General features: G+C 74.1%; 26 protein-coding genes and 1 tRNA gene. 13 read left to right on the top strand and 14 right to left on the bottom strand.

Annotation, left to right across the window (positions count from 1 at the left end):
* Positions 1 to 6: 6 nt before the first annotated feature.
* The 4 genes from E9529_RS00435 to E9529_RS00420 all read left to right on the top strand — a co-directional run bounded on the left by E9529_RS00435 (position 7) and on the right by E9529_RS00420 (position 2625).
* On the top strand, positions 7 to 525 hold the full coding sequence (locus E9529_RS00435; protein ID WP_236829160.1) for a VOC family protein: 519 nt from the start codon (positions 7 to 9) through the stop codon (positions 523 to 525).
* Positions 522 to 1148 (top strand): alpha/beta hydrolase, encoded by a 627-nt coding sequence (locus E9529_RS00430; protein ID WP_236829159.1) that lies wholly within the window; start codon positions 522 to 524, stop codon positions 1146 to 1148. Before E9529_RS00435 ends, E9529_RS00430 begins: the two co-directional genes overlap by 4 nt.
* Before the next feature lie 43 nt (positions 1149 to 1191).
* Positions 1192 to 1629 carry a DoxX family protein gene (locus E9529_RS00425; RefSeq protein ID WP_236829158.1) on the top strand — a complete coding sequence of 146 codons (438 nt, stop codon included), beginning with the start codon at positions 1192 to 1194 and terminating at the stop codon, positions 1627 to 1629.
* Between the two features lie 96 nt (positions 1630 to 1725).
* Complete coding sequence (locus E9529_RS00420) at positions 1726 to 2625, top strand: dioxygenase (protein WP_236829157.1); 900 nt, start codon at positions 1726 to 1728, stop codon at positions 2623 to 2625.
* 309 nt (positions 2626 to 2934) lie between these two features.
* Here the strand turns inward: E9529_RS00420 and E9529_RS00415 are convergent, their stop codons facing one another.
* The 3 genes from E9529_RS00415 to E9529_RS00405 form a co-directional block, all read right to left on the bottom strand.
* Positions 2935 to 3372 (bottom strand): SRPBCC family protein, encoded by a 438-nt coding sequence (locus tag E9529_RS00415; protein WP_236829156.1) that lies wholly within the window; start codon positions 3370 to 3372, stop codon positions 2935 to 2937.
* Between the two features lie 52 nt (positions 3373 to 3424).
* A complete protein-coding gene (locus tag E9529_RS00410) occupies positions 3425 to 4171 on the bottom strand; it encodes a YcnI family protein (protein ID WP_236829155.1) in 747 nt (248 codons plus the stop codon).
* A 325-nt stretch (positions 4172 to 4496) separates the two neighbouring features.
* A complete protein-coding gene (locus E9529_RS00405; protein ID WP_236829154.1) occupies positions 4497 to 5378 on the bottom strand; it encodes an ABC transporter substrate-binding protein in 882 nt (293 codons plus the stop codon).
* A 252-nt stretch (positions 5379 to 5630) separates the two neighbouring features.
* Here E9529_RS00405 and E9529_RS00400 point away from each other — a divergent pair, with 252 nt between their 5' ends.
* Positions 5631 to 7118: a SulP family inorganic anion transporter gene (locus tag E9529_RS00400; protein ID WP_236829153.1), complete on the top strand. Its 1488-nt coding sequence runs from the start codon at positions 5631 to 5633 to the stop codon at positions 7116 to 7118.
* A 5-nt stretch (positions 7119 to 7123) separates the two neighbouring features.
* Complete coding sequence (locus E9529_RS00395) at positions 7124 to 7513, top strand: MerR family transcriptional regulator (protein WP_236829152.1); 390 nt, start codon at positions 7124 to 7126, stop codon at positions 7511 to 7513.
* A 45-nt stretch (positions 7514 to 7558) separates the two neighbouring features.
* Here the strand turns inward: E9529_RS00395 and E9529_RS00390 are convergent, their stop codons facing one another.
* The gene (locus E9529_RS00390; protein WP_236829151.1) at positions 7559 to 7714 is read right to left on the bottom strand and encodes a hypothetical protein; all 156 of its coding nucleotides are present in this window, start codon (positions 7712 to 7714) and stop codon (positions 7559 to 7561) included.
* A 167-nt stretch (positions 7715 to 7881) separates the two neighbouring features.
* On the opposite strand from E9529_RS00390, the gene E9529_RS00385 reads away from it, so the two are divergent.
* The 3 genes from E9529_RS00385 to E9529_RS00375 all read left to right on the top strand — a co-directional run bounded on the left by E9529_RS00385 (position 7882) and on the right by E9529_RS00375 (position 11171).
* On the top strand, positions 7882 to 9141 hold the full coding sequence (locus E9529_RS00385; RefSeq protein ID WP_236829150.1) for an AI-2E family transporter: 1260 nt from the start codon (positions 7882 to 7884) through the stop codon (positions 9139 to 9141).
* An 84-nt stretch (positions 9142 to 9225) separates the two neighbouring features.
* Positions 9226 to 9663 (top strand): universal stress protein, encoded by a 438-nt coding sequence (locus E9529_RS00380; RefSeq protein ID WP_236829149.1) that lies wholly within the window; start codon positions 9226 to 9228, stop codon positions 9661 to 9663.
* Positions 9663 to 11171 carry a sodium:alanine symporter family protein gene (locus tag E9529_RS00375; RefSeq protein WP_236829148.1) on the top strand — a complete coding sequence of 503 codons (1509 nt, stop codon included), beginning with the start codon at positions 9663 to 9665 and terminating at the stop codon, positions 11169 to 11171. Before E9529_RS00380 ends, E9529_RS00375 begins: the two co-directional genes overlap by 1 nt.
* A gap of 94 nt (positions 11172 to 11265) precedes the next feature.
* Here the strand turns inward: E9529_RS00375 and E9529_RS22325 are convergent, their stop codons facing one another.
* The 6 genes from E9529_RS22325 to E9529_RS00345 all read right to left on the bottom strand — a co-directional run bounded on the left by E9529_RS22325 (position 11266) and on the right by E9529_RS00345 (position 18573).
* Positions 11266 to 12594: a methyl-accepting chemotaxis protein gene (locus tag E9529_RS22325; protein ID WP_308195237.1), complete on the bottom strand. Its 1329-nt coding sequence runs from the start codon at positions 12592 to 12594 to the stop codon at positions 11266 to 11268.
* Between the two features lie 112 nt (positions 12595 to 12706).
* Entirely contained in the window at positions 12707 to 13342 is a 636-nt protein-coding gene (locus E9529_RS00365; RefSeq protein ID WP_236829147.1) for a trimeric intracellular cation channel family protein, read from the bottom strand.
* 32 nt (positions 13343 to 13374) lie between these two features.
* Positions 13375 to 13941, bottom strand: coding sequence for a TetR/AcrR family transcriptional regulator (locus tag E9529_RS00360; protein ID WP_236829146.1), 567 nt, complete (start codon positions 13939 to 13941; stop codon positions 13375 to 13377).
* A gap of 59 nt (positions 13942 to 14000) precedes the next feature.
* Positions 14001 to 16148 carry a 3-hydroxyacyl-CoA dehydrogenase NAD-binding domain-containing protein gene (locus tag E9529_RS22510; RefSeq protein ID WP_236829145.1) on the bottom strand — a complete coding sequence of 716 codons (2148 nt, stop codon included), beginning with the start codon at positions 16146 to 16148 and terminating at the stop codon, positions 14001 to 14003.
* Positions 16149 to 16158: 10 nt separating this feature from the next.
* Positions 16159 to 17373, bottom strand: coding sequence for an acetyl-CoA C-acetyltransferase (locus E9529_RS00350; RefSeq protein WP_236829144.1), 1215 nt, complete (start codon positions 17371 to 17373; stop codon positions 16159 to 16161).
* Positions 17374 to 17430: 57 nt separating this feature from the next.
* Positions 17431 to 18573 carry an acyl-CoA dehydrogenase family protein gene (locus E9529_RS00345; protein ID WP_308195236.1) on the bottom strand — a complete coding sequence of 381 codons (1143 nt, stop codon included), beginning with the start codon at positions 18571 to 18573 and terminating at the stop codon, positions 17431 to 17433.
* Positions 18574 to 18700: 127 nt separating this feature from the next.
* Here E9529_RS00345 and E9529_RS00340 point away from each other — a divergent pair, with 127 nt between their 5' ends.
* Positions 18701 to 20494: an AMP-dependent synthetase/ligase gene (locus tag E9529_RS00340; protein ID WP_308195235.1), complete on the top strand. Its 1794-nt coding sequence runs from the start codon at positions 18701 to 18703 to the stop codon at positions 20492 to 20494.
* Positions 20495 to 20660: 166 nt separating this feature from the next.
* Complete coding sequence (locus E9529_RS00335; protein ID WP_236829143.1) at positions 20661 to 20903, top strand: hypothetical protein; 243 nt, start codon at positions 20661 to 20663, stop codon at positions 20901 to 20903.
* 13 nt (positions 20904 to 20916) lie between these two features.
* Here the strand turns inward: E9529_RS00335 and E9529_RS00330 are convergent, their stop codons facing one another.
* The 4 genes from E9529_RS00330 to E9529_RS00315 form a co-directional block, all read right to left on the bottom strand.
* On the bottom strand, positions 20917 to 21213 hold the full coding sequence (locus E9529_RS00330; RefSeq protein WP_236829142.1) for a ubiquitin-like small modifier protein 1: 297 nt from the start codon (positions 21211 to 21213) through the stop codon (positions 20917 to 20919).
* Positions 21210 to 22289, bottom strand: a complete 1080-nt coding sequence (locus E9529_RS00325) for a sialidase family protein (RefSeq protein WP_236829141.1) — start codon at positions 22287 to 22289, stop codon at positions 21210 to 21212. Before E9529_RS00325 ends, E9529_RS00330 begins: the two co-directional genes overlap by 4 nt.
* Positions 22290 to 22357: 68 nt before the next feature.
* On the bottom strand, positions 22358 to 22759 hold the full coding sequence (locus E9529_RS00320) for a hypothetical protein (protein ID WP_236829140.1): 402 nt from the start codon (positions 22757 to 22759) through the stop codon (positions 22358 to 22360).
* 63 nt (positions 22760 to 22822) lie between these two features.
* The gene (locus E9529_RS00315) at positions 22823 to 24001 is read right to left on the bottom strand and encodes an Ig-like domain-containing protein (protein WP_236829139.1); all 1179 of its coding nucleotides are present in this window, start codon (positions 23999 to 24001) and stop codon (positions 22823 to 22825) included.
* A gap of 210 nt (positions 24002 to 24211) precedes the next feature.
* Here E9529_RS00315 and E9529_RS00310 point away from each other — a divergent pair.
* Positions 24212 to 24287: transfer RNA gene (locus tag E9529_RS00310), tRNA-Lys, on the top strand.
* A 259-nt stretch (positions 24288 to 24546) separates the two neighbouring features.
* The gene (locus E9529_RS00305) at positions 24547 to 25707 is read left to right on the top strand and encodes an MFS transporter (RefSeq protein ID WP_236829138.1); all 1161 of its coding nucleotides are present in this window, start codon (positions 24547 to 24549) and stop codon (positions 25705 to 25707) included.
* Positions 25708 to 25762: the final 55 nt, after the last annotated feature.

Below are 25762 nucleotides of genomic sequence, written 5' to 3'. Positions count from 1 at the left end.
GGCACCATGACGACGTCCCCCGTCCGCCTCAACCACGCCGTGCTCTTCGTCGCCGACCTCGACCGGTCGACCCGCTTCTACGGCGAGGTGTTCGGCATGCAGGTGGTCACCCGCGAGGAGCGGTTCGACGCCGCGTTCCTCCGGCTGCCCCGCTCGGGCAACCACCACGACCTCGGTCTGTTCGGCAGCGGTCCGGCTGGTGCCCCGCGCCGCCGGGGGGTCGGCCTCTACCACCTGGCCTGGCAGCTGGACACCATCGACGAGCTCGCCGAGTTCCGGCAGCGGCTGGTCGACGCCGGCGCCTACACCGGGGAGTCCAGCCACGGCGCGACCAAGAGCGTCTACGGCGCCGACCCCGACGGCAACGAGTTCGAGATCATGTGGATGCTGCCCCGCGCGGACTGGGGCGAGTACGAGCACTCCGCACCGGTCGACCGGCTGGACCTGGACGCCGAGGTCGCCCGCTGGTCGGGGGTCCGCACCGCCGGCCGGATCGTGACCGAGCACGACGAGGCCGGGGCATGACCGCGTCCACCGAGCCCACGGCGCTCTGGCGTGGCGCCGACTCCCCGGACGCGCCGCTGGTCGTGCTGCTGCACGGTCGCGGGTCCGACGAGCGCGACATCATCGGCCTCGCCGACCTCCTGCCGGCCGGGCCTGCCTATGCGGCGGTGCGGGCACCGATCGGCGAGGGCGGCGGCTACGCCTGGTTCGCCAACCGCGGCATCGGGCGGCCCGTCCCGGAGTCCCTCACCGCCACCGTCGCCTGGTTCCGCGCCTGGCTGGACAAGGTCGCCCCGCCCGAACGCCCCGTCGTGCTCGCCGGGTTCAGCGGCGGTGCGACCTTCGCCGGCGGCGTCGTCCTGGACGATCCCGCCCGGTTCGCCGGGCTGGCGACGCTGTACGCCACCCTGCCCTGGGATGCGGGCGTGCCGACGACGCCCGGCCGCCTCGCCGGTGTGCCCGTGCTCGTCACGCAGGGGGACGCCGACACGGTCATCCCCGTCGAGCTGCAGGCCCGCAGCTGGCAGTACCTGCACACCGCCTCCGGCGCGGAGCTGACCGCCCGGCGCTCCCCCGGGGGCCACGGCCTGACGCGCGACGACGCCGCAGCCCTCGCCACCTGGATCACCGACCGGATCAGCTGACCGCCCCTCCGGCCACCGACCACCACCACCGACAGGATCCGTCATGACCCTCCCCGCTCCCGCCCGCGACCTCTCCCTCCTCCTCGGCCGCATCGCCGTCGGCCTCGTGTTCGTCGCCCACGGCTGGCAGAAGCTGGGCACGTCCGGCATCGACGGCACCGCCGCCTTCTTCGACTCCGTCGGCGTGCCCGCCGCCTCGGCCGCCGCGTGGTTCGCCGCCCTCGTGGAACTCCTCGGTGGCGCTGCCCTGGTCGTCGGGCTGGCCGTCCCCGTCGCGGGGCTGCTGCTGCTGGTCGACATGGTCGGCGCGTTCGTGTTCGTCCACGCCGGTGCCGGGCTCTTCGTCGAGCAGGGCGGCTACGAGCTCGTCCTCGCTCTCGGGGCAGCTTCACTGGTGCTCGCCGCTGTCGGCGCGGGGCGATTCAGCGCCGACCACCTGCTCACCGGCCGCTCCCGCGCCGCCCAGCCCGCTGCGGCCTGACCCGGCGCCGCGCCCGCGGCACCGCCGGTTGGACCACACGCCCGACGTCCGGCACCCCAGCGGTGCCCCGGCCCCCATCTCCACCGAGGAGTCCGCATGACCACCCCCACCGCGGCCGCCGACGCCCGCATCCCGGCCGCCCATCCGTTCGCCGCGCACCTGCGCCGTGCCGCCGTCGCCGAGGCCGCCGCCGCGCACCGGCCGTGGACGCCGGCGGACGGGCCGATGCCCAGCCTCTACCTGTCCCACGGCGGCGGCCCGCTGCCGTTCGAGGACGACCAGTGGCTCCGACCGCTGCACGAGTGGGCCCGCGACCTGCCCAGGCCCCGGGCGATCCTCGTCGTGTCCGCGCACTGGGAATCGGCGCCGCTGTCGATCAGCGCCAGCCGGCCGGACGAGCTGGTCTACGACTTCGGCGGCTTCGACCCGCTGTACTACACGTTCCGCTACGACACCCCTGACGCCGGTGACCTCCCCCGCCAGGTCGCCACACTGCTGCCCGACACCCAGGAGGTGCACCAGCACGCCCGCCGTGGCCTGGACCACGGTGCGTGGGTGCCGCTGAAGATCATGTACCCGGCAGCCGACATACCGGTGCTGCAGCTGAGCCTGCCCACCGACGACCCCGACCGGCTGCTGGCACTCGGCGCGCGGCTGCGCCCGTTGCGCGAGCAGGGCGTCCTGGTCGTGGGCTCCGGGCACATGACGCACGGCCTGCCGTTCCTCACCCGGGAGATGTTCACCGAGAACGCGGTGCCCGGCTGGTCCGCCGACTTCGATGCCTGGGCCGCCGACGCGCTGGCCCGCGGCGCCGTCGACGAGCTGGCGCGGTTCCGCACCGCCGCCCCCGGCATGCCCTACGCCCACCCCACGGTGGAGCACTTCACCCCGCTCTTCGTCACTCTCGGCGCCGCCACCGACCCCACGGCACCCGTGGTCACGACGCTGGACGGCTACTCCGTCGGCTTCTCCCGGCGGTCCTTCCAGGCGGCCTGAGCACGACGACCCGAGGAACCGATGACCCCGCAGCCGCACCCGCTGGTGATCGGGTCGTCCACCTCCGGCGAGACCACCGCCGATCCCGCCACCGGCCGTCCGCCCAGGGGCGGTCGAGGCGGCCGGGCAGCCTCGGTCTCGACCGCCCGGCCTGGGCCGGTGGACGTGAGCTCCCGTGCGCCGGCCGTGCGTCTCAGGTGCCCTGCCGCAGGTCAGGTGCAACATGCGGCCGGCCGGACGGCTGCGGCTGTTCCAGCGGCGGTCGTCCCGGCGGAGCGTCCGGGCGCGGGAGCGCCCCGCGCGGCCCGCTCAGCGTTCCCTGAGCCGCTCGGTGAGACGAGCCAGGTCCTTGGTCATCGCGCTCGTCATGGCTCTCGCCATCAACGGCGCCGCGACCTTGCCGAACCCGCTCGGCGCGCCGCGGTTGCGGAGCCCCATCCGGGTCCCGCCCGGGGCCGGCTCCCACGTGTAGGTGGTCTCCATCGGGAAGGGCCCGTCCGCGGTGCGCATCACGAGCCGCGCGCCGGGCTGGAGCTCGACCACCTCGTAGGTGTAGCGCAGGCGCCGTCCCAGGAAGCGCGCCTCGAACTCGACCCGGGAACCGACGGCGACCGGCGGCGGCGTGCGCCACCGCACCGAGACGATGTTGGCGTACCACTCCGGCGCGTTGCCCGGATCCCCGGCGTAGGACGCCACCACCTCCAGCGGGTACGGGATGAGCGCCTCGACGGCCACGTCGACGTCCATGGGACCAGCATCCGCCCTGGCGCAGGCCCGCTGGACCGGTTCCGCCGCGCGCTCAGCTGCTGCGCCGCCGCGCAGTGAGCGCCAGCGCGAGGGCGGCGGCACCCGCGACCAGGCCGAGGCCGCCGACGACGAGCGCGGCGACGGCCAGCCCGGAGGCGTCGGCCGCCCCGTCGGCGGCCGTGGCGTCCGAGGCAGTCGCCGTGGTGGCGCCGTCGGCCTCCGGGGCGCCGTCCGTGCCGCTCCCGTGCGCGGCATCGCTCTGCCCGGTCAGCGAGAGCACGGGTGCGGGGCTCTGCGGCTCGTCCTGCCCCTCGACGGTCGGCTCGATCCAGGCCTGCTCCGTGCCGTCGTCGTAGGTCTGGATCGCCGGCAGGACCAGCTCCTCCACCTCGGGGATGGGGCCGGCGCTGATCGAGAAGGTCTGGTACTGGCCGGGGGCGATACCGGCACCAGGGTCGGCGGTCCAGGTGATCTCGCTGACCGCCTCGGTGACCTCGCTGCCGTGCACCTCGACCGGCGGGTCGACCGGCCCGGTGGTGGTGGTCGCGGTCCAGCCGGGCACCGGCTTCACGCTGACCGAGGCGAGCGGGGTCTCGGCGGGGATCTGGACCCGCAGCGAGACGGTCGAGGCGGTGTCGCTCTCGTTCGGCACCCGGAAGGTCAGCTCGCCGAAGCCCCCCGGAGCGGCGTCGCTGGAGGAGACCCGGACGTGCGCCGAAGCCGCTCCGGCGCCGGCGGCGAGGAGCACCACGGCGGCCAGGGAGGACGCGGCGAGCGCGCGGAGGGGGCGGATGGGCACGGCAGGCTCCTTCGTCGACCGCCGGCGCGGCACGCTGCCGGACCCGTGCGGTGGTCCGGTAGTCGCCCGCGCGACGCCTGCGGTTCCCGGCGCCGGCGGGAAGTGGCGGCGGTCACCGCGCCCACAGAACGCCCGGGCCCTCCCCCGCGGAGCGGCCGGGAACGCCGGGATGCGCTGGTGAACGAGCTGGACAGGCCGCTGACCAGGGCTCCAGGCAAGCCTTCTCGTGCTGGTGGGGTCGCGGCGGTGGAGCCAGCCCGGCCGTCCCTCTCCTCGGTGAGGGGAGGCTGATCTCCGCCCCGCGCGGCGTCGAGGGCGGCGGGCGTCACACGACGCGGGCGGCCCACCGGGGCGGGGCGCCCCCCGGCTCCGGGTGCAGCAGCGCCGCCAGCGTCTCGACGCCGTCGACCAGCCGCGGCCCCGGGCGCACCACGACCGCGTCGCCGTCGACGGCCCACACCGGCCGACCCGGCAGCGCGGCGGCGACGGCGGCCGCCTGCTCCACCGCGCCGGCGAGGCCGAAGCCGCACGGCGCGACCACGACCACGTCGGGGTCGGCCGCGGCGAAGGTCCTCCAGTCCACCGGCACCGACCGCTGCCCGGGCCGGCACGCCACCGGCTCACCGCCCGCGGCGGTCACCAGGTCGGGCACCCAGTGACCGGCGGGGAAGGGCGGGTCGACCCACTCCACCACGGCCACCCGGGGCCGCGGCCGCCCGGCCACGCGGGCGGCCACCGCCGCGAGCCGGGCGCGGAGCCCGGTCACCACCTCCTCCGCGCGCCCCGCGGCGCCGGTGCGGTCGCCGACGACGGTGATCGTCGCGAGCACCTCCTCCAGCGTGTGCGGGTCGAGCGTCACGACCTCGGCCCGGCACCCCAGGTGGGCCAGGGCGTCGCCGACGTGCCCCGCCGGGAGCGCGCAGACGCGGCACAGGTCCTGGGTCAGGACGACATCGGGCGCGAGGTCGGCGAGCGCACCGGCGTGCAAGGTGTAGAGGTCCTCCCCCGCCGCCACGCGACGGCGGACGGCCGCGTCGATCTCGCCCGGGCTCAGGCCGGCGGTGTCCAGCCCGCCGACGACGACCACCTTGTCCGTCCGCGCCGACGGCGGTTCGTCGCACTCGAAGGTGACCCCGACCAGCGACTCCGCCAGGCCGAGGGCGTAGACGATCTCCGTCGCCGACGGCAGCAGCGAGACGATCCGCACCCGGACACGGTACGGGGAGCGAGCGTCCCGACCGGGCGTGACCGACGACTCGCCGGTCAACCCTCACGTCAGGGACGAGTTGGCGGCAGAATGCTCCTGACACCGCGACGCTGCCGCCGGCGCACCGGCACCGACCGGCGCCAGGCCGGCCGGCGCGCGACAGCCGCGGTGCACCGACGCACCCGCTCCCCCGGCACCGACCCGGTGCTGCCCGCCCGCGCCCGCGACGGCGCACCCGAACGAGACGGATCCATGTCCTCAGCTGCTGCCCCTCTTGCGCCCCGCTCCCGCCGGCCCGCGTGGCTCTCCCCCGGGACCGCCCGCACCGAGGTCCTCGCCGGCCTCGTCGTCGCGCTGGCGCTCATCCCGGAGGCGATCAGCTTCTCCATCCTCGCCGGGGTCGACCCGCGGGTGGGGCTGTTCTCCTCCTTCGTGATGGCCGTGGTCATCGCCTTCACCGGTGGCCGCCCCGCGATGATCACCGCCGCCACCGGCGCGATCGCCCTCGTCGTCGCCCCGCTGGCCCTCGAGCACGGCGTCGAGTACCTGTTCGCCGCCGTCGTGCTGGGCGGGGTCTTCCAGGTGCTGCTCGCCGCGGCCGGCGTCGCCCGGCTGATGCGGTTCATCCCGCGCAGCGTCATGGTCGGCTTCGTCAACGCCCTGGCGATCCTGATCTTCGCCGCCCAGCTGCCGCACCTGGTCGACGTGCCGTGGCTGGTCTACCCGCTGGTCGCCGCGGGGCTGGCGATGATCTTCCTGCTGCCGCGGCTGACCACCGCCGTCCCCTCGCCGCTGGTCTCCATCGTGGTGCTCACCGGCCTGACCGTCGCCGCCGGCTGGGCGCTCCCCGACGTGGGCGACCAGGGCGAGCTTCCCGACAGCCTGCCGTTCCTCGGCATCCCGGCCGTCCCCTTCACCTGGGAGACGCTGACGATCATCGCGCCGTTCGCCCTCGGCGTGGCCCTCGTCGGGCTGATGGAGTCGCTGATGACGGCCAAGCTCGTCGACGACCTCACCGACACCCCCTCCGACAAGACCCGCGAGAGCTGGGGCCAGGGCGTCGCCAACGTCGCCTCCGGCCTCTTCGGCGGCATGGGCGGCTGCGCCATGATCGGCCAGACGATGATCAACGTGAAGTCCGGCGCCCGCACCCGGCTGTCGACCTTCCTCTCCGGCGTCTTCCTGCTGATCCTGGTCGTCGCCCTCGGTGACGTCGTCGCGATCATCCCGATGGCCGCACTGGTCGCGGTGATGGTCTTCGTGTCCATCGCCACCTTCGACTGGCACAGCCTGCGCACGATCCACCGCATGCCGCGCAGCGAGACCACCGTGATGCTGGTGACCGTCGCCGGCACGCTGATCACGCACAACCTCGCCATCGGCGTCGGCGTCGGCGTGCTCACCGCCTGCGTGCTCTTCGCCCGCCGGGTGGCGCACCTGGTCGAGGTCACCAGCGTCACCGATCCCGACGGCGGCACGCGGGTCTACTCGGTGCACGGCGCCCTGTTCTTCGCCTCCAGCAACGACCTCGTGTCCCAGTTCGACTACAACGGCGACCCGGACAACGTGGTCATCGACCTGTCGAACGCCCACGTCTGGGACGCCTCGACCGTGGCCGCGCTCGACGCGGTGGCGCACAAGTACGGGACTCGCGGCAAGAAGGTGGAGATCGTCGGCCTCAACGGGCACTCGGCGCTGCGCTACCAGCGGCACACCGACCAGCTCACCGGGGCACACTGATGCAGGTGACGCGCACCGGGCTGCTGCAGATCGGCCAGGTCGCCGAGCGCACCGGGCTCAGCCTGCGCACCATCCGCTGGTACGAGGAGGAGGGTCTCGTCGTCCCCACCTCGCGCACCGACGGCGGCTTCCGGCTCTACAGCGACGACGACGTCGCCCGCCTCGAGGTGATCAAGCGGATGAAACCGCTGGGCTTCGCGCTCGAGGAGATGCGCGAGCTGCTGGGCCTGCTCGCCGACCTCGACGCCGGCACCGGCGACCGGGCGCAGCTGCTCGACCGGCTACGCATGTTCCACGAGGCGGCCACCGCCCGGGTCACCGCGCTGCGCGAGCAGCTCGCCGTCGCCGAGGGATTCGCCGACGGCCTCGCCGGCCAGCTGGATGCCCGGGGCTGAGCAGGCCCGCCGTGGCGGCCGGCCCCTGGCCGGCCGCCACGGTGGTCACACCCTGGTGTTGCGCTTGGTCCACCCCCAGGCGGCGGTGGCCAGGAAGAGCACCACACCGATGATGAGGAGCCAGAACAGCCCCTCGACGACCGCTCCCACGACGGCGAGCACCAGCCACACGACCAGCAGCAGTCCGATCAACCCGAGCACGGGGCCTCCTCCCGCTCGGCGTGCGGGCCGCCCCGCACGCACATCCGACGTTTTCGTGGAGGGGTTCGCCTACCCGGTCGGTCGCGGCACCATGCGGGGCGACGACGCGCCGGGCCCGCCGAGGGGCGAGGATGGGCGGCGTGCGGGTGGCGGAGGGAGGTGGCGGCATGACCGGACCGGCGCCGTCCCCCCTCGGGGACCCGGCCGTGGCGCGGCGCCGCGCCCCCGGCGCCGCCGCTGGTGCGCACCCCGCCACGCCGCCGCCGACGGCCGGCCGCACCGGCTTCCTCCAGCGCGAGGCCACGATCGCGGGCCGGGCCCTCGTGATCGGCCTGGCCGCGCTCGGGCTCATCTGGCTGGTGCTCCAGGTGCAGTTTGTCGCCGCCGCGGTGATGCTCGGCATCGCCCAGGTCGCGATGCTGTGGCCGATCGCCAGCTGGCTGCGGCGGCACGGCGTCCCGGCAGTGCTCGCGGCGATCCTGTGCGTGATCGGCTACCTCGCCTTCTTCGTGAGCGTGCTGACCTTCCTGGTCCTGCAGCTGATCGAGGCATGGCCCGGGCTGGTCGCCGCCAGCGTCGACGCCGTCAACTCCACGACCGCGTGGGTGCAGGCGCGGACCGAGGATCTGAACAACGCGGGGCTCGAACAGGTGCTCCAGCAGCTGGAGTCCTCCGTGGGATCGGCGGCTTCCGGGCTCGGTGGCGCGGCCGCGCAGGGGCTGAACGCCGTCGGGAACATCACCACGGTTCTCCTCATCGCGCTGTTCTTCACCCTCTTCGCGCTCACCAGCGGCGACCGGCTGTGGCGGCAGTTCGTCCGTGCGTTGCCCGTGGAGCACCGGTCCCCCACCGACGCCGCCTTCCGCGCCGGTCTGCGCACGGCCGGGGCGTGGTTCTACGCCTCGACGGCGACAGGGCTGGTCGACGGCCTGCTCATCGGGTTCGGGCTGTGGCTGCTCGACGTCCCGCTCGCCCTCCCCATCGGCGCGCTCACCTTCCTGCTCGGCTACGTGCCGCTGGTGGGGGCGACGATCGCGGGCGCGGTGGCGGTGGCGGTGGCCGGCGTGACCAACGGCTGGAGCACGGCGCTGTGGGCGCTGGGCATCGTCCTCCTCGTGCAGCAGATCGAGGGCAACGTGCTCGCGCCGCTGCTGCTGTCGCGGGCGATCAGCTTCCACCCGCTCGTCGTGCTGCTGCTCACCACGGGCGCCGCCTCGGCCTTCGGCCTGCTGGGCCTCTTCGTCGCGGTGCCGGTCGCCGGTGTGCTCGCCGCCGCCGTGCAGGGCTGGCGGCGGCAGGTCGGCCGGCAGGCGGCGGAGCCACCGGACGACGACGGCACGTCGGTCGACGAGCCGGCCGACCCCCCGACCGACCGTGTCGACGGCGCCGGGCGCGCGCACGCCCATCCCGGGGCGCCGGCCTCCTGACCGGGACGGGTCGCGCGCTCGACCTGCCGGCCGGCGCGATCACCGCTAGGTTCCCCGATCATCGTCTCCGCCGGAGGTGGGCCCGTGCCCGATTCCATCCTGGTAGGCCTGGACGGCAGCGAGTCGAGCGGGCGCGCCGCGGACGCGGCGGCCGATGCCGCCCGCCGTCACCACCTGCGGCTCGTCGTCGCCTGCGTCGTCCCCTGGTCGCCCTACTCGTTCACCACCGCCGAGGAGAACGAACGCCGCCCGGTGGAGAAGGAGCAGGAGGCCACCGCAGCCCGCGAACGCGTCCTGGACCCGGTCGTCACCCGGCTCTCCCAGGCCGGCGACCTCGCGATCGAGGGGGTCGTCCGGCACGGGCACCCCGCCGAGACGCTGGTGCGGCTGGCCCGCGAGCACGACGCCGCCTGGATCACCGTCGGCCGCACCGGGCAGAGCCGGGTGCGCACCCTCCTCTTCGGCTCGACACCGAGCAGCCTCATCCAGCTGTCCCCGATCCCCGTCCTGGTGGTGCCGTGATGACCTCGCCGTCCGACTCCCTGCTGGCGGCCACCTTCGACGAGCGGGTCGACGGCTTCTTCGCGCCGATCTCCGACGTCATCACCACCGTCGTGTTCTTCGCCGTGCCGCTGGACTTCATCGACGAGGGCGTGGAGCTGCCGATCATCGTGGTCTGGCTGGTGATCGCCGGCCTCTTCTTCACGATCTACCTGCGCGGCTTCCAGTTCCGCGCCTTCCGGCACGCGATCCAGCTCATCCGCGGCCGGTACGACGACCCGCGGGACGCCGGCGAGGTGACCCACTTCCAGGCCTTGGCGACGGCGGTCTCGGGCACCGTCGGCCTGGGCAACATCGCGGGTGTCGGGGTGGCCATCACCCTCGGCGGGCCGGGCGCCACCTTCTGGATGATCGTCGCCGGCCTCCTCGGCATGTGCACCAAGGGCGTCGAGTGCACGCTCGGGGTGAAGTACCGCAACGTCTACCCCGACGGCCGGGTCTCGGGCGGTCCGATGTACTACCTGACGAAGGGACTGAAGGAGAAGAGCCCGCGGCTGGGGACCTTCGGCAAGGTGCTCGCCGTCCTGTTCTGCATCTTCACCCTCGGCGGCGCGGTCGGCGGCGGCAACATGTTCCAGGCCAACCAGGCGTTCAGCCAGGCGCAGTCGGTCACCGGCGGCGCCGACGGTCCCCTGGGCGGCGGTGCCGCGGGGGCGGTGTTCGGCCTGGTGCTCGCCGTGCTCGTCGGCGCGGTGATCATCGGCGGGATCCGCAGCATCGCCCGGGTCACCGACAAGCTGGTGCCGTTCATGGCGGTCTTCTACGTGGTCGCCTGCCTCACCGTGCTGTTCTCGAACGCCGGGCAGATCCCCGAGGCGTTCGCCAGCATCGTCACCGAGGCATTCAGCCCGGAGGCCGGCTACGGCGGCCTCGTCGGTGTCCTGATCCAGGGCTTCCGCCGGGCCGCGTTCAGCAACGAGGCCGGCCTCGGCTCGGCGGCGATCGCGCACTCGGCCGTGAAGACGGAGCACCCGGCCACCGAGGGCCACGTCGCCGTCCTCGAGCCGTTCATCGACACCGTCGTCATCTGCACGATGACCGCGCTGGCCATCGTCATCACCGGCACCTACCTCGACGATGCGAGCGACGCGGGCGTGCAGACGACGTCGGCGGCGTTCGAGACGGTCGTCTCCTGGTTCCCGGTGGTGCTGGCGATCGCCGTCGTCCTGTTCGCCTACTCGACGATGCTGGCCTGGAGCTACTACGGCCTGAAGGCCGCGACCTACCTGTTCGGCGAGTCGATGCTGGTCGACCGGACGTGGAAGCTGGTCTTCTGCCTCTTCGTCGTCATCGGGGCGTCGTCGACGCTGGACGCGGTGATCGGCTTCTCCGACAGCATGATCTTCCTGATGTCGCTGCCGAACATCATCGGGCTCTACATCCTGGCCCGGGTGGTGAAGCGGGAGATCAACGGCTACCGCGACCGGGTCGAGAACGGGGAGATCCTGCCGGTGGCCGACCGGAGCTGAGCGGGACGGGTCGAGCCGCTCCACCGACCGTTGCGCCGCGCTGCGGTGCGGCCTGTCGGTCGGTGGGGCGGCTCGACGTCGCTCGCCGTCGGGCTCACATGCTGCTGACGATCCGCCGCAGGTCCTCGGCGACCCGCGTCGCCTCCCGGGAGGCGCCGGCGACGGCGTCCTGCGCCTGCGCGGTCGCGGCGTTCTGCTCCTCGACGGCGGCGGCGATCGTGGTCTGCGCCTCCACGACCCCCTGGATCACCTGCTGGACGGAACCGAGCGCGGCGCCGGCGGCCTCCACGTCACCGCGGACGGACTCGACGACGCCCCGGATCCGCTCGGTGGCCTGCGCGGTCTCCGCCGCCAGGTCCTTGACCTCACCGGCGACGACGGCGAAGCCCTTGCCGGCCTCCCCCGCGCGCGCCGACTCGATGGTGGCGTTGAGCGCCAGCAGGTTGGTCTGGTCGGCGATGGCGGAGATGCTGCCGGCGATCTGGTCGATCTGGGCCATCGTCGTGGCCAGGCGCGCCACGGTCTCGGCGCTCTCCCGCGAGCCGTCGCTGGCCTGGGTGGCCGTGGTGGTCGCGTGGCTGGCCGCTGCCGCGATGTCGGCGATGGCCGAGCGCAGCGCCGCCATCACATCGGTCGCGGTGCCCACGTTCTCGTCCAGCCGCTGCCCCGCGCTGACCAGGTCGGCGAGCTGCTGCTCCAGGGTCGCTGCGCGTCGCTCCCGCTCGGCCAGCGCCGTGGCGGCCTCCTCGGCGGCGCGGGCCCGTTCGGCGGCGAGCTCGGTCTGCGCCTGGGCCTGCGCCGCGGCCTGGCCCTCGGCCCGGCGCGCCTCGGCCCGGCGGGCACGGTCGGCGTCCTCGGTGAACTTCCAGCCGTAGGCGAGGAAGGTCGCCTCGGCGAGCAGGAACACCGCGTGCAGGAGGGCGAAGAGCAGCGGGTGCTCCAGGGCCTGCGGCGTCGAGTACACCATCTCGGGCATGACCAGGCTCATCGTCCCGTGGTGGACGGCGACGAACGCCACGGCGAGCAGGAACGGCGCCCACGACTGGTACAGCGCGACCAGCGCGAGGAGGGCGTAGAACCAGATGTGCGCGTCGGTGAGCCCGCCGGTCACGTGGACGAGCGTGCCGGCGGAGAGCATCAGGCCGACCCCCACCGCGCCGGCCCGGCCCACCTGGCTGCGCAGCGCCTGGCCGAGGACGCACATCGCCACGATGGCGCCGAGCTCCACCCACAGCCACGGACCATGGGCGTGGTGCTGCCAGTAGCCGATCGCCAGCAGCACGGGCGGGTGGACGGCGAGGATGCCGGCGATGATCCGGTGGCGGGAGCGGAAGCTCGCCTCGTCCAGGCGCGCGCCGCGCGGGACGGAGGCCAGGAAGCCGGTGCGCGGTGGCGACGTCGGCACTGCGGGGGTGGAAGTCACGCCCCCCTCATCGGCATGTGGACGACAATGTTGAGCACAACGTGTAGCCGCTCCAGTCTCGTTCCACCAGCAGGGGTGGCCCGGTGCGGCCGGTCGCCGATCGGCCGGCCCCTCACTCCCGCTCCCGTCGGTGCCGCACCGGCGGGAACGGCGCGTGCACGTCGAAGTGGACCCCGACCATGCGGATGGTGAAGCACAGCGCAGCGGCGCCGATCGAGGCGGCCGGTCCGCGGGTGCCGAGCAGGTCTGCCACCACCACCGCCGTCGCCCCGATGAGCGCCGGCACGGCGTAGAGCCCGCTCGTGAGCACCGAGGGCACCTGCCGGATGAGCACGTCCCGCAGCGTGCCGCCACCGACGCCGGTGATCGTGCCGACGATGACCGCCTGCGCGGGGCCGAACCCCAGGTCGAGCGCCTTGAGGGCGCCGGTGACGGCGAAGAGGCTCAGGCCCGCGGCGTCGAGGACGTTGATCGCCCCGTTCAGCCGCTCCAGGTGGGGGCCGGCGAAGAAGGCGATGAGCCCACCGGCGGCGGCCACGGCCAGGTAGCGCCAGTCGACGAAGGTCGCCGGGGGCAGGGCGTCCAGGAAGACGTCCCGGATGGTGCCGCCCCCGAGCGCGGTGATCATGCCGAGGGTGACCACGCCGACGATGTCCAGCCGGGTGGTGCGCAGCGCGGTCAGCGCACCGTTCAGCGCGAAGGCGAAGGTCCCGACGAGGTCCAGCACCAGCAGGGCCGTCGTGGCCATCGATCCGCACCCTCCTGCCGCACCCGGAGCGCTCAGCTTCCCAGGCGGCTCCCGCGGGCGGTGAAGGCCTCCACGATCGACTGCCAGTGCTCGACGTGCGGGCCGGTGCGCGGGGCGTCGGGCTGCAGCGCGTACGTGAGCGCCTGGCCCCGCATCGAGGTGAGCAGCACCTGGTACACCGCCTCGGCCTGCGGGTGCCGCGCCACCTGCTCGCCGAACACCTCCATCGCCAGGGTGCGCAGCTGCGCGCCGAGGCGGCGCTCGTGCGGCAGCAGCGCGGCCCGCAGCTCCGGATCGGTCCGGGCCGCGCCCCACAGCTCCATGGCCGCGACGAACAGCTCACCGTGGAAGCGTGCCCAGATCAGCTCGACGCCGAGCCGGACGCGGGTGGCCGGCTCCGCCGGGAGGTCGGCCGCCGCCTGGCGCACGCTGGCGCTGAACTCCTCGTAGAGGTGGTCGACGGCGGCCAACACCAGGTCCGCCTTCGTCGTGAACTGGTGGGTCAGCGCGCCGCGGGACACGCCCGCCCGGCGCTGCACCTCCTGGGTCGTGGTGCGCGCGTAGCCGAGCTCGACCAGCGACCCCACGGTGGCGCGCACCAGCGCCTCGCGGGTGCTGGCGCGCCGCTCGGCCTGCGTCCGGCGCGCCGTCGGGGCGCTCAGGCCGTCACGGCAGCGCGCAGGCTGCCGGCCGGCACGGCCCGCTCCAGCAGGATCGCCGGCGGGCGGAACCGCTCGCCGTAGCGGTCGGCCAGCTCGTCGGCCCGGGCGACGAAGCCCGCCACCCCGCCGGCGTACTGGTCGACGTACTGCAGGACGCCGCCGTAGAGGGGCGGGAAACCGATGCCCATGATCGAGCCGATGTTCGCGTCCTCGACGGTGCGCAGCACCTGCTCCTCCAGGCAGCGCGCCGTCTCGACGGCCATCGCGAACAGCAGCCGCTCCTGCGCGTCCCGGAAGGGCACGGCGTCGGACGACGGGAACAGCTCGGTCAGCCCCGGCCACACCCGCTTCTCCGGCTCCCAGTCGAAGAAGCCCTTCCCGGCGGACTTGCCGGTGCGCCCCTGCTCGACCAGCGCCCGCAGCACGGCCACGCCCGGGTGGTCGTCCGTGGCGCCGGCCTTGGCCGCCTCGTCCCGGATCTTCAGCGGGAGAGTGAGCGTAACCTCGTCCAGCAGCGTGAGCGGCCCGGCCGGGAAGCCGGCCTGCAGCGCGGCCCGCTCCACGCTCATCGGCGCCAGCCCCTCGGCCAGCAGCGCGGCGCCCTCCATCACCAGCGTGCCGAACACCCGGCTGGTGAAGAAGCCGCGGCTGTCCTGGACGACGATCGGCGTCTTGCCGATCTGCCGGACGACGTCGTAGGCGCGGGCCAGCGCCTCGTCGGAGGTCCGCTCCCCCACGATCAGCTCGACCAGCGGCATCTTGTCCACCGGCGAGAAGAAGTGCATGCCCACGACGTCGGCCGGCCGCTGCACCCCCTCGGCGAGGCCGGTGATCGGCAGCGTGGAGGTGTTGGACGCCAGCAGCGCGCCGCCGACCGCGTGCGACTCCGCCTCCGACAGCACCCGGTGCTTGAGCGCGGTGTCCTCGAACACGGCCTCGACGACGACGTCGCAGCCGGCCAGGTCCGCGGCCTCGCCCGTGGGCGTGATGCGCGCGAGGAAGGCCTGCGCCGCCTCCTCCGACATCCGGCCGCGGGAGACCTGCTTGTCCACCAGCTTCGTGACGTGCGCCCTGCCCTTCTCGGCCGCTTCCACGCTGACGTCCTTGAGCACCACGTCGACGCCGGCCTTCGCGAACGCGTGCGCGATGCCGGCGCCCATCATCCCGGCGCCGAGGACGCCGACCTTGCGGGCCGCGTGCCGCTCCTCGACCGCCGGCCGCGACCCGCCGCCGTTGATCCGGTTCAGGTCGAACCACAGCGCCTGGATCATGTTGGTCGAGACCTGCCCGACGACCAGGTCGACGAAGTAGCGGCCCTCGACGGTGAACGCGGTGTCGACGTCCACCTGCAGGCTCTCCACCGCGGCGGAGAGGATCGCGTACGGCGCCGGGTAGGGCGCGCCCTTGAGCTGCTTGGTCAGGTTCGCCGGGAACGCCGGCAGGCTCGACGCCAGCGACGGCGACGACGGGGTGCCGCCGGGCACCTTGTAGCCCTTGGTGTCCCACGGCTGGGCGGCTTCGGGGTTCGCCAGCACCCACTGCTTCGCCTTGCCGACCAGCTCGTCAGCGCTCGCCAGCTCGTGCACCAGCCCGAGCTTCATCGCCTTCTCGGGGCGGACCTGCTGACCCTGCAGCAGCAGCTCGAGCAGCGCCGTCGTCAGTCCGAGCAGCCGCACGGAGCGGACGATCCCGCCACCGCCGGGCAGCAGGCCGAGGGTCACCTCGGGGAAGCCCAGCTTGACCTTCGGGTCGTCGAGGACGACGCGGTGGTGGGTCGCCAGCGCGATCTCCAGGCCGCCGCCCAGGGCCGCGCCGTTGATGGCGGCGGCGACCGGCAGGCCCAGGGTCTCCAGCCGGCGCAGCTGGCTCTTCACCAGCGTCACCTGGGCGAGGACCTGGTCGCGCGTCTCCGGCGTGGCCCGGATCAGGCTGCCCAGGTTGCCGCCGGCGAAGAAGGTGTTCTTCGCGCTGGTCAGGACGACGCCGCGGATCGTCTCCCGCTCGCGCTCGAGCCGGTCGACCGTCTCGCCCATCGACCGCACGTACGCGTCGTTCATGGTGTTCGCCGACGACGCCGGGTCGTCGAGGGTGAGGACGACGACGCCGTCGGCGTCCTGCTCCCAGCGGATGGTGCTGTCAGACACGTCGGACTCCTCAGACTCGCTCGACGACGGTGGCGATGCCCATCCCGCCGCCGACGCACAGGGTGGCCAGGCCGCGGCGCAGGTCGCGCCGCTCGAGCTCGTCGACGAGCGAGCCCAGGATCATCGCGCCGGTCGCGCCCAGCGGGTGGCCCATCGAGATGGCCCCGCCGTTGACGTTGACCTGCTCGTGGTCGAAGCCGGTGTCGGCCATGAAGCGCAGGACGACGGCGGCGAACGCCTCGTTCATCTCGACCAGGTCGATGTCGTCGACGGTGAGCCCGGCCTTCGCCAGGGCCTTGCGGGTGGCCGGCGCCGGGCCGGTCAGCATGATCACCGGGTCGGAGCCGGAGACGGCGGTGCTGACGATCCGCGCCCGCGGGGTGAGCCCGTTGCGGCTGCCCGCCTCCTCGGTGCCGACGACGACCAGCGCGGCGCCGTCGACGATGCCGCTGGAGTTGCCCGCGGTGTGCACGTGGTCGATGCGCTCGACCCAGTGGTACTGCTGCAGCGCCACCGCGTCGAAGCCGCCCATGTCGCCGATGCCGGCGAACGCCGAGGGCAACCCGGCCAGCGACTCGACGGTCGTGCCGGGCCGGACCAGTTCGTCGGTGTCGAGGACGACGGTGCCGTTCCTGTCGGTCACCGGGACGACGGAGCGCTCGAAGTACCCGTTGGACCAGGCCTTGGCGGCGCGGGCGTGCGACTCGGCGGCGTAGGCGTCGACGTCCTCCCGGCTCCAGCCGGCCAGGGTGGCGATCAGGTCGGCGCCGATGCCCTGCGGGACGAAGCCGGTGCGGGCGGCGGTCTCGGGGTCCATCGGCCAGGCACCGCCGTCGGAGCCCATCGGCACCCGCGACATCGACTCCACTCCGCCGGCGAGCACGAGGTCCTCGAAGCCGGAGCGCACCTTCTGCGCGGCCAGGTTGACCGCCTCCAGGCCGCTGGCGCAGAACCGGTTGATCTGCACGCCGGCCACCGTCTCGGGCAGGCCCGCGGCCAGCGCCGCCGTCCGGGCGATCACCGCGCCCTGCTCACCGACCGGCGAGACGACGCCGAGCACGATGTCGTCGACCAGCCCCGGGTCCAGGCCGGGGTTGCGCCGGCGGACCTCGTCGATCAGGCCGGTGGTCAGGCTGATCGGCTTGACCGAGTGCAGCCCCCCGGTCTTCTTGCCCTTGCCGCGCGGGGTGCGCACGGCGTCGTAGATGAACGCCTCGGTGCTCATGCGGGTCCTCTCGTGGTGAGGGGTGAGGGGCGGAATGTGCACATTTCGCCGGGAGGGTCAGACGCCGAGGGAGCGGCCGACGATCTCCTTCATGATCTCGGTCGTCCCGCCGTAGATCGTCTGGATGCGCGAGTCGAGGAATGCCTTCGCGACCGGGTACTCGAGCATGTAGCCGTAGCCACCGTGCAACTGCAGGCACCGGTCGACGACGCGCTTCTGCAGCTCCGTCGTCCACCACTTGGCCATCGCCGCGTCCTCGGCGGTGAACCGGCCGGCGTTGTGCTCGAGGATCGCCTTCTCCAGGTAGGTCTCGGCGATCGACACCTCGGTGTGCATCTCGGCGAGCTCGAACCGGGTGTTCTGGAACGTCCCGATCGGCTTGCCGAACGCGGTGCGCTCCTTGCAGTACCCGACGGTCAGGTCGAGCACGATGCGGGCCGAGGCGACGGCGCCCGCCGCGATGGAGAGCCGCTCCTGCGGCAGGTTCTCCATGAGGTGGAAGAAGCCGTGTCCCTCGGTGCCCAGCAGGTTGGCCGCGGGGACGCGCACGTCCTCGAAGAAGAGCTCGGCGGTGTCCTGCGCCTTGAGCCCGATCTTGTCCAGGTTGCGGCCGCGCTCGAAGCCCGGCATGCCCCGCTCGACGACCAGCAGCGAGAACCCGCGGGCGCCGGCCTCGGGGTCGGTGCGGGCGACGACGATGACCAGGTCGGCGTTGATGCCGTTGGTGATGAACGTCTTCGACCCGTTGAGCACCCACTCGTCACCGTCGCGGCGGGCCGTCGTCCGCAGGCCCTGCAGGTCCGAGCCCGCGCCCGGCTCCGTCATGGCGATCGCGGTGATGATCTCGCCGCTGACCAGCCCGGGCAGCCAGCGCTGCTTCTGCTCGGCGGTGGTGAGGGCGATCAGGTACGGGGCGACGACGTCGTTCTGCAGCGTGAAGCCCAGGCCGCTCGCCCCGACCCGGCTGACCTCGGCCGACAGGATCGCGTTGTACCGGAAGTCCTTGACCCCGCCGCCGCCGTACTCCTCGGGCACGTCCATGCCCAGCAGGCCGTGCTCGCCGGCCTTGAGCCAGACCGAGCGGTCGACGACGCCGGCGGCCTCCCACTCGTCGTGGTGCGGCGTGACCTCCTTGGCCAGGAAGTCCCGCAGCATCGCGCGGAACGACTCGTGCTCGGCCTCGTAGAGCGCTGACTGCACACCGACCTCCGGGAAAGCGCTGGTCCCCCGGCAGCCACCGCGCCGGGAACCCGAACATACAGACCGCTCGTTCTGTATCTTCGCGAGCCACGTCACACCGTCGTGTCGTCACCCGAGGAGCCCACCCGTGCAGGAGTACTCCAGCCCCACCGCCTTCGAGATCCCGTCGACCGCCGCGCTGCCCGATGCGGTCACCACCCACGCGCGCGAGCACCCCGACCGGGTCGCGCTGAGCCGCAACGTCGACGGCAGCTGGGTGCCGGTCACCAGCCGCGAGTTCGCCGAGCAGGTCGCCGCACTGGCCCGCGGCATGGTCGCGGCCGGGGTGGGGCCGGGCGACCGGGTCGGCATCCTCGGCCGCACCAGCTACGAGTGGACGCTGGCCGACTACGCCGTCTGGACCGCCGGCGCGGTCGGCGTCCCCATCTACGAGACCTCGTCCGCCGAGCAGGCCCAGTGGATCCTCTCGGACTCCGGCGCGGTCGCCGTCGTCGTCGAGACCGCTGCCCACCGGGCGCTGGTGGAGTCGGTGCGCGCCGACCTGCCCGACCTGCGCGAGGTCTGGACCATCGCCGCCGGCGACCTCGACGCCGTGGCGGGTCGGGCCGGCGAGGTACCGGAGGAGGTCCTGGCCGAACGGCGCGCGACGCTCTCCACCGACAGCCTCGCCACGATCATCTACACGTCGGGCACGACCGGGCGCCCCAAGGGCTGCGAGCTCACCCACGGCAACCTGCTCTACGTCGCCGAGCTCGCCCCCCGGGTGATCCCGGCGATGGTGGCCGACGGCGCCAGCTCGCTGCTGTTCCTGCCGCTGGCGCACGTCTTCGCGAGGATCATCGAGGTCGGCTGCATCCAGAACGGCGCCCGGCTCGGCCACACCGCCGACCTGACCTCGCTGCTGGCCGACCTGGGCACCTTCCGGCCGACCTTCCTCGTTGCCGTCCCGCGGGTCTTCGAGAAGGTCTACAACGGCGCCCGGCAGAAGGCGCACGCCGGCGGCAAGGGCGCGATCTTCGACCGTGCCGAGCGGGTCGCCGTCGCCTGGTCCAAGGGGCAGGACACCGGCGGCCCGTCGCTCGGGGTGACGCTGCAGCACGCGCTGTTCGACCGGCTGGTCTACGGGAAGCTGCGGGCGGCGATGGGCGGCCAGGTCGAGTACGCGCTCTCCGGGGGCGCCCCGCTGGGCGAGCGGCTCGGCCACTTCTTCCGCGGCATCGGCGTCACCATCCTCGAGGGCTACGGGCTCACCGAGACCGCCGGGCCGAGCACCGTCAGCGGCCCGGACGCCATGAAGGTGGGCACCGTGGGCCGCCCCGCCCCCGGCTCGGCGGTGCGGATCGACGACTCCGGCGAGATCCTCGTGCGCGGGCCGCAGGTGTTCCGCGGCTACTGGCACAACCCCGGGGCGACGGCGGAGTGCATGCACGACGGCTGGTTCCGCACCGGCGACATCGGGGTGCTCGATCCCGAGGGCTACGTGACCATCACCGGCCGGATCAAGGAGCTGATCGTCACCTCCGCCGGGAAGAACGTCTCGCCGGCGGTCCTGGAGGACAGGATCCGGGCCCACCCGCTGGTCAGCCAGTGCATCGTCGTCGGCGACAACCGGCCGTTCATCGGCGCGCTGATCACCCTGGACGCCGAGGCGCTGCCGGGGTGGCTGGAGGCGAAGGGCCGCCCCGTCGGCACGCCGCTGGCCGAGCTGGTGGACGACCCGGAGGTGCTCGCCGAGATCCAGGCGGCCGTCGACGCGGCGAACAGGCAGGTGTCGAAGGCGGAGTCGATCAGGTCCTTCGCCGTGCTGCCGGTCGAGTGGACGGTCGAGGGCGGTCAGCTCACCCCGTCGCTGAAGCTCAAGCGCTCGGTGGTCATGAAGGAGTTCGCGACGGAGGTCGAGAGGATCTACGCCACCTCCTGAGCAGGCTGCCGCGCGTGCCCCCGGTCCCCCCGGACCGGGGGCACGGGCGCGCCCGGGGGCGCTGCGGCCGGCGATACCGGAACGGGTGGGACCGTTGTGACGGGTGCGGCCGACACGTGCCCGGTGGTGGTGGCGCAACCGGCGGCGGGCTCGGACCCTGGGGCGCATGACCAGCGTCTACGCGTACGGCACGGCACACGCGGTCGTCATGGTCGGCTCCTTCGGGGCCGAGGGCCTCACGCCCCGGCAGATCGGCCCGGCCCACGCGACGATCGGCCGGGTGAACGGGCAGAGCCGCAAGGCGCTCTGCGGGGCGTTCGTCGCGGTCGACGAGCAGCTGCCCTGGCCGCCGGAGGGTTACGACGAGACCCAGCTCTGCCCGAACTGCGCCACCCTCGCCGCCCTCTGACCTCCGCGAGCTGCTACCCACCGGCGACCGAGGGGAGCACCTGCACCACGGCCCCGTCGCGGACCGCCGTCGCCAGGCCGCCCTGCCAGCGCACGTCCTCGCCGTCGACGTAGACGTTGACGAACCGCCGCACCGCGCCCGCCTCGTCCCGGATCCGCCGGCCGAGCACCGGGTGCTGCGCCGCCACCGCGTCGAGCACCGCGGCCAGCGTGGCGCCCTCCGGGTCGACCTGCAGGTGCCGCGTCCCGCCCGCGAGGTCGGCCAGCGACCCCGGCAGCACCACCTCCACGTGCACGCCGTCGCCGGTCACGGCAGCCGGGCCGCCCGCACCACGAGCACGTCGGGCAGGTGCTCGGCCACCAGGGTGAAGGTCTCCCCCTCGTCGGCGCTCGCGTAGACGCAGCCGTCGCGGGTGCCGAGGTACAGGCCGGTGCGCTCGTGGTCGTCGGTGCAGAAGGCGTCGCGCAGGACCGCGGTCCACGCGCCGTCGGGGAGCCCGGCGCCGACCTCGGTCCAGCTGCCGCCGGCGTCGCGGGTGCGGTGCACGCGGAGCCGGCCGTCCGGGGGCACGCGCTGGACGTCGGCGACCAGCGGGACCACCCAGGCGGTGCCCGGCGCGGTCGGCGAGGCGGCGATCGGGAAGCCGAAGTCGGCGGGCAACCCGTCGGCGATCGAGACCCACGACCCGCCGCCGTCGTCGGTGCGGAAGACGCCGAAGTGGTTCTGCGCGTACATGCGCGCGGGATCCCCGGCGTCGACCGCGACCTTGTGCACGCACTGCCCGTACTCCGGCGGCTCGGGCAGGAAGACGGCGCTGATGCCCTTGTTGCGCGGCGCCCACCCGGTGGCGCCGTCGTCGCTGGCGTAGACCCCGCCGGTGCTCATCGCGACGGTGACCCGGTCGGTGGCCGGGTCGGGCAGGACGGTGTGCACCGCACCGCCGCCGGCCCCGGGCTCCCAGGTGGGCCGGTGCGGATGGTCCCACAGCCCGCGCACCAGCGTGAAGCTGCAGCCGCCGTCGGTGCTGCGCCACAGCGACTGCGGCTCGCAGCCGGCCCACACCAGGTCGGGCCGGTCGGCGGTGTCCGGGCGCAGCTGCCACACGCGGCCGAGCGCGGCGCCGGTGTCCTCCGGGAAGCGGATGGCGCCGTGGTCGGTCTCCTGCCAGCTGCCGCCCAGGTCGTCCGACCAGGTGACCGACGGCCCCCAGTGCCCGTACTGCACCCCGGCCAGCACCCGGGGCACCGCGCGGCGGGTGTCGACGGAGACCGCCGCCACCTCCTGGGCCAGCAGGTGCGGCCCGTCCAGCGTCCAGGTGCGGCGGTCGTCGTCGCTGCGGGCCAGCCACAGCCCCTTGCGCGTCCCGATGGCCAGCAGATCGGTCATGGCACCCCTCCGTTCGGCGGTCCTCGGGGGTAGGACCGCCGCGGAGGCGGGATCTGAGCGGTCGCGCCTCAGATGCGCGTGGCGCCACCCTCGGGGTGCGGCTGGCGGCCGTCGGAGGCGACGTCGGGGGCGAGGCGCTGGGCCTCCGCGCGCAGCTGCTCGGCGGCGGTGCGGTCCTCGTCTGCGCGGGCGGCGCGCTGACGGGCCTCCTGCTCGGCGAGCGCGGCGCGCTCCTGCACCTCGGCGAGCTCGCGACGGGCGCGGGCCGCCTGCTCCTCGGCGAGCGCCTGCTCCTTCTCGGCGCGGGCGCCGCGGATCTCGGCCTCGCGCAGGTGGTCGCGGGCCTCCTCCCGCTGCTGGGCCCGCTTGCGGGCCCCCGAGGTCCGCGAGCGCCTGGTGAGCGCGAACGCCACCAACGCCAGCAGCACCAGCGCGACCACGACCAGCACGACGATCAACCACGGCTCCACGGCGATCCCCTCCTCGGATGCGCGGACGTGGTGCCCCCGGGGGGTGCCGCGGAAACGCCGGACCTACGCCAGGGCGCTGCCGGCGACCCACTCCTCCCACGGGACCGCCCAGTCGTAGATCGCGCCGTCGGCGGCCGACAGCGTCGGGCCGATCGAGTTCTCGATCTCCACGACGTCGCCCGGCTGCGAGAACTGGAAGAACCAGGCCGCGCGCTCGGTCGAGAGGTTGATGCAGCCGTGCGAGACGTTCTCGTTCCCCTGCTGGGCGACCGACCACGGTGCGGCGTGCACGAACTCGCCGTTGTCGTTGAGCCGGACCGCGTACTCGACCGGCGTCCGGTAGCCGTTCGGGCTGTCGACCGGGGTGCCGTAGGTGCTGGAGTCCATGACCCGGTCGCGGTTGAGCTCGGTGACCACGTGCGGGCCGTTGCGGCTCGGGAACTCGGGGCCACCGGCGCTCATCGGGAAGGTCTGCACCAGCTCGTCGCCGTCGTAGACGCGCATGGTGTGCGTCGCGGCGTCGGCGACCGACACGTGCCGCTCGCCGACGGAGAAGGAGATCGAGCGGTCCTTCTCGCCCCACACGCCGTCGCCGAAGTCGACGCCGTAGAGGTTCGCGTCCACGGTGACGTCGGTGTGCGCGGGCCAGTACGTCGACGGGCGGAAGTGCACCTCGGTGTCGCTGAACCAGCTCCACACGCCGTCGGTGGGGGTCGAGCTGGTGACGACGAGCTTGCTCTCGACGGCGGCCTTGTCGACCACCGGCTCGGAGAAGTAGACGCGGACGGGCATCCCGACGCCCACGGTCTGGCCGTCGAGCGGGCCGATGCCGGGGGTCACCACCGAGACCGGGTCCACCGTCGTGAACGACGACGTCGCCGTGGCCGGCTCCGCCGCATCGCCGGAGGCGGTCGCGGTGAGGGTGTAGCCGGTGCCGTAGGCCAGCGGGGTCTCCGGCGTCCAGAGCACCGTGCCGTCGCCGTCCGCGTCGTCCTCCACGGCGCCCGGCACGGGTGCCCCGGCCGCGTCGGTGACGGTGACCTCGTCCAGCTCGCCGCCGGTGACCGAGACCTCCAGCGGGACCACGGGCGAGACGTCCACCGCTCCGTCGGCGACCGCCAGCTCGACCGTCGCCGGCTCGGCCGCGGCGGTGGGCTCGTATGCTCCCCCGGCCTCCGACCCGCTGCAGCCGGCCAGCAGGGCCAGCGCCCCGGCGGCGAGCACCATGCCTGTGCGACGCACCTCGTCCTGCTCCTCTCCCCCTGCTCCCGCCCGGAACCGGACGGGGGCACTCCGCCCAGTGTCCACGCCGGGACGACAGCGGGGGTGGGATCCGCGGCACGGCACGCGGGCGGAGGCCCCTGGGACGTGGTGAAGAGCACCCGGCCCCGGCTCGGGCTGCGGGCCGGACGCTGGTATCGTCCTCTTTCGTGCCCGGCCGCCGGGCGCACCGCGCCATTAGCTCAATTGGCAGAGCAGCTGACTCTTAATCAGCGGGTTCGGGGTTCGAGTCCCTGATGGCGCACCACGCAGGTTCCTGATCAGCGGCGACGTCCACGGACGTCGCCGCTTCGTCGTTCCCGGGCCGTGCGACCCGCTCCGCGGCACCGCCCCACTGCAGGCCTCTGCCTCTGCTGTCGTGGTGCACCCAGAGGCAGAGTTCCGCGCAGGGGCACCGGCGCACACCCGGCCGCTGCCCCGGCGCACCCCCACGGGGAGGTCCGAGCCCGGCGCCCCGGGGGCGCCACGACCCCGAGTGGCCGGGCGCGGCACCGTAGGGTGCGCCGGTGACCTGGAAGCGCGCCGTGTTCGCGCTGTTCGCCGTCGCGGCGGGCACCAACGTCCCGACCCCGCTGCTGCTGGTCTACCAGGAGCGGCTCGACCTCTCCGCCGAGGTGCTGACGGCGCTGTTCGGCTGCTACGCGGCCGGGCTGGTGCCGGCGCTCCTGCTCGCCGGCCCGCTGTCGGACCGGCTGGGCCGCCGGCGGGTCGCGATCCCGGGCATCGTGCTCTCCGGCCTGGCCTCGCTCGCCTTCGCCGCGGCCGGCGGCTCGCTGCTCCTGCTCTTCGCCGCCCGCTTCGCGCAGGGCGTCGTCAGCGGCATCGTCTTCAGCGTCGGCAGCGCGTGGGTCGGCGAGCTGTCGAAGGCCTCCGGCGAGGGGGCCGGTGGGCGGCGCGCCGCCGTCGCCATGACCGCCGGGTTCTCCCTCGGGCCGCTGACCAGCGGGCTGCTCGGCCAGTACGCGCCGGCACCGACCGTGCTCCCCTACCTGGTGCACACCGTGCTCGTCGCGGGAGGCCTGGCCGTCGCGGTGCGGCTGCCCGAGACGGTCGACCTCCTCCCCGTCCGGCGCGACGGCGGCACGAGCACGCCGCCGGCCGCGCCCCTGGTCCGCCGCGGCGACGGGCGGCTGGTGCTCAGCGTGCTGGCCCCGGTGGCGGTCTGCGTCTACGCCTTCCCGTCGACGGTCATCAACGCCGTCCCGCTGCTGGTCGAGCTGCCCTCGGCCGGGGTCGCGGTCACCGGCGTGCTGGCCGGGGTGACGCTCGGCGCGGGCACCGTCGTCGCCGGGCTGCAGCGCCGCCTGGGCCCGTGGACCGCGGTCGTCGGCACCGGGGTCGGGACGCTGGGCTTCGGGTGCGCCGCCGCCTTCGCCGCCACCGGGGCGCTCCCCTGGCTCGTCCTCGCCGCCCCGCTGCTCGGCGCCGGAGGTGGCCTGTGCCTGGCCGCGGGCCTGACGCTGACGGCGCGGCTCGCCGCCCCGGGACGCCTCGGCGCGCTCACCTCGCTGTTCCTGTCCTTCGCCTACCTCGGCTTCGCCGCGCCGTTCGCGATCGCCGTGGCCGCCCGGGCGACGACGGCGACCCTGCCCCTGACCGCGGCCGCCGCGCTCGCCGCCCTGCTGGCGCTCCGGCTGGCGCCGGTGGCCCGCGCCGGGCGGCTGTAGGCGCACGCGACGGCGCCCCCTCCCCCGGGCGGGGAAGGGGGCGCCGGTACCGCGG

Source organism: Blastococcus sp. KM273128, assembly GCF_021698975.1.
Taxonomy (GTDB): domain Bacteria; phylum Actinomycetota; class Actinomycetes; order Mycobacteriales; family Geodermatophilaceae; genus Blastococcus.
The sequence above is the reverse complement of the archived record's forward strand: the minus strand, read 5'-3'. Positions and strand labels throughout refer to the sequence as shown.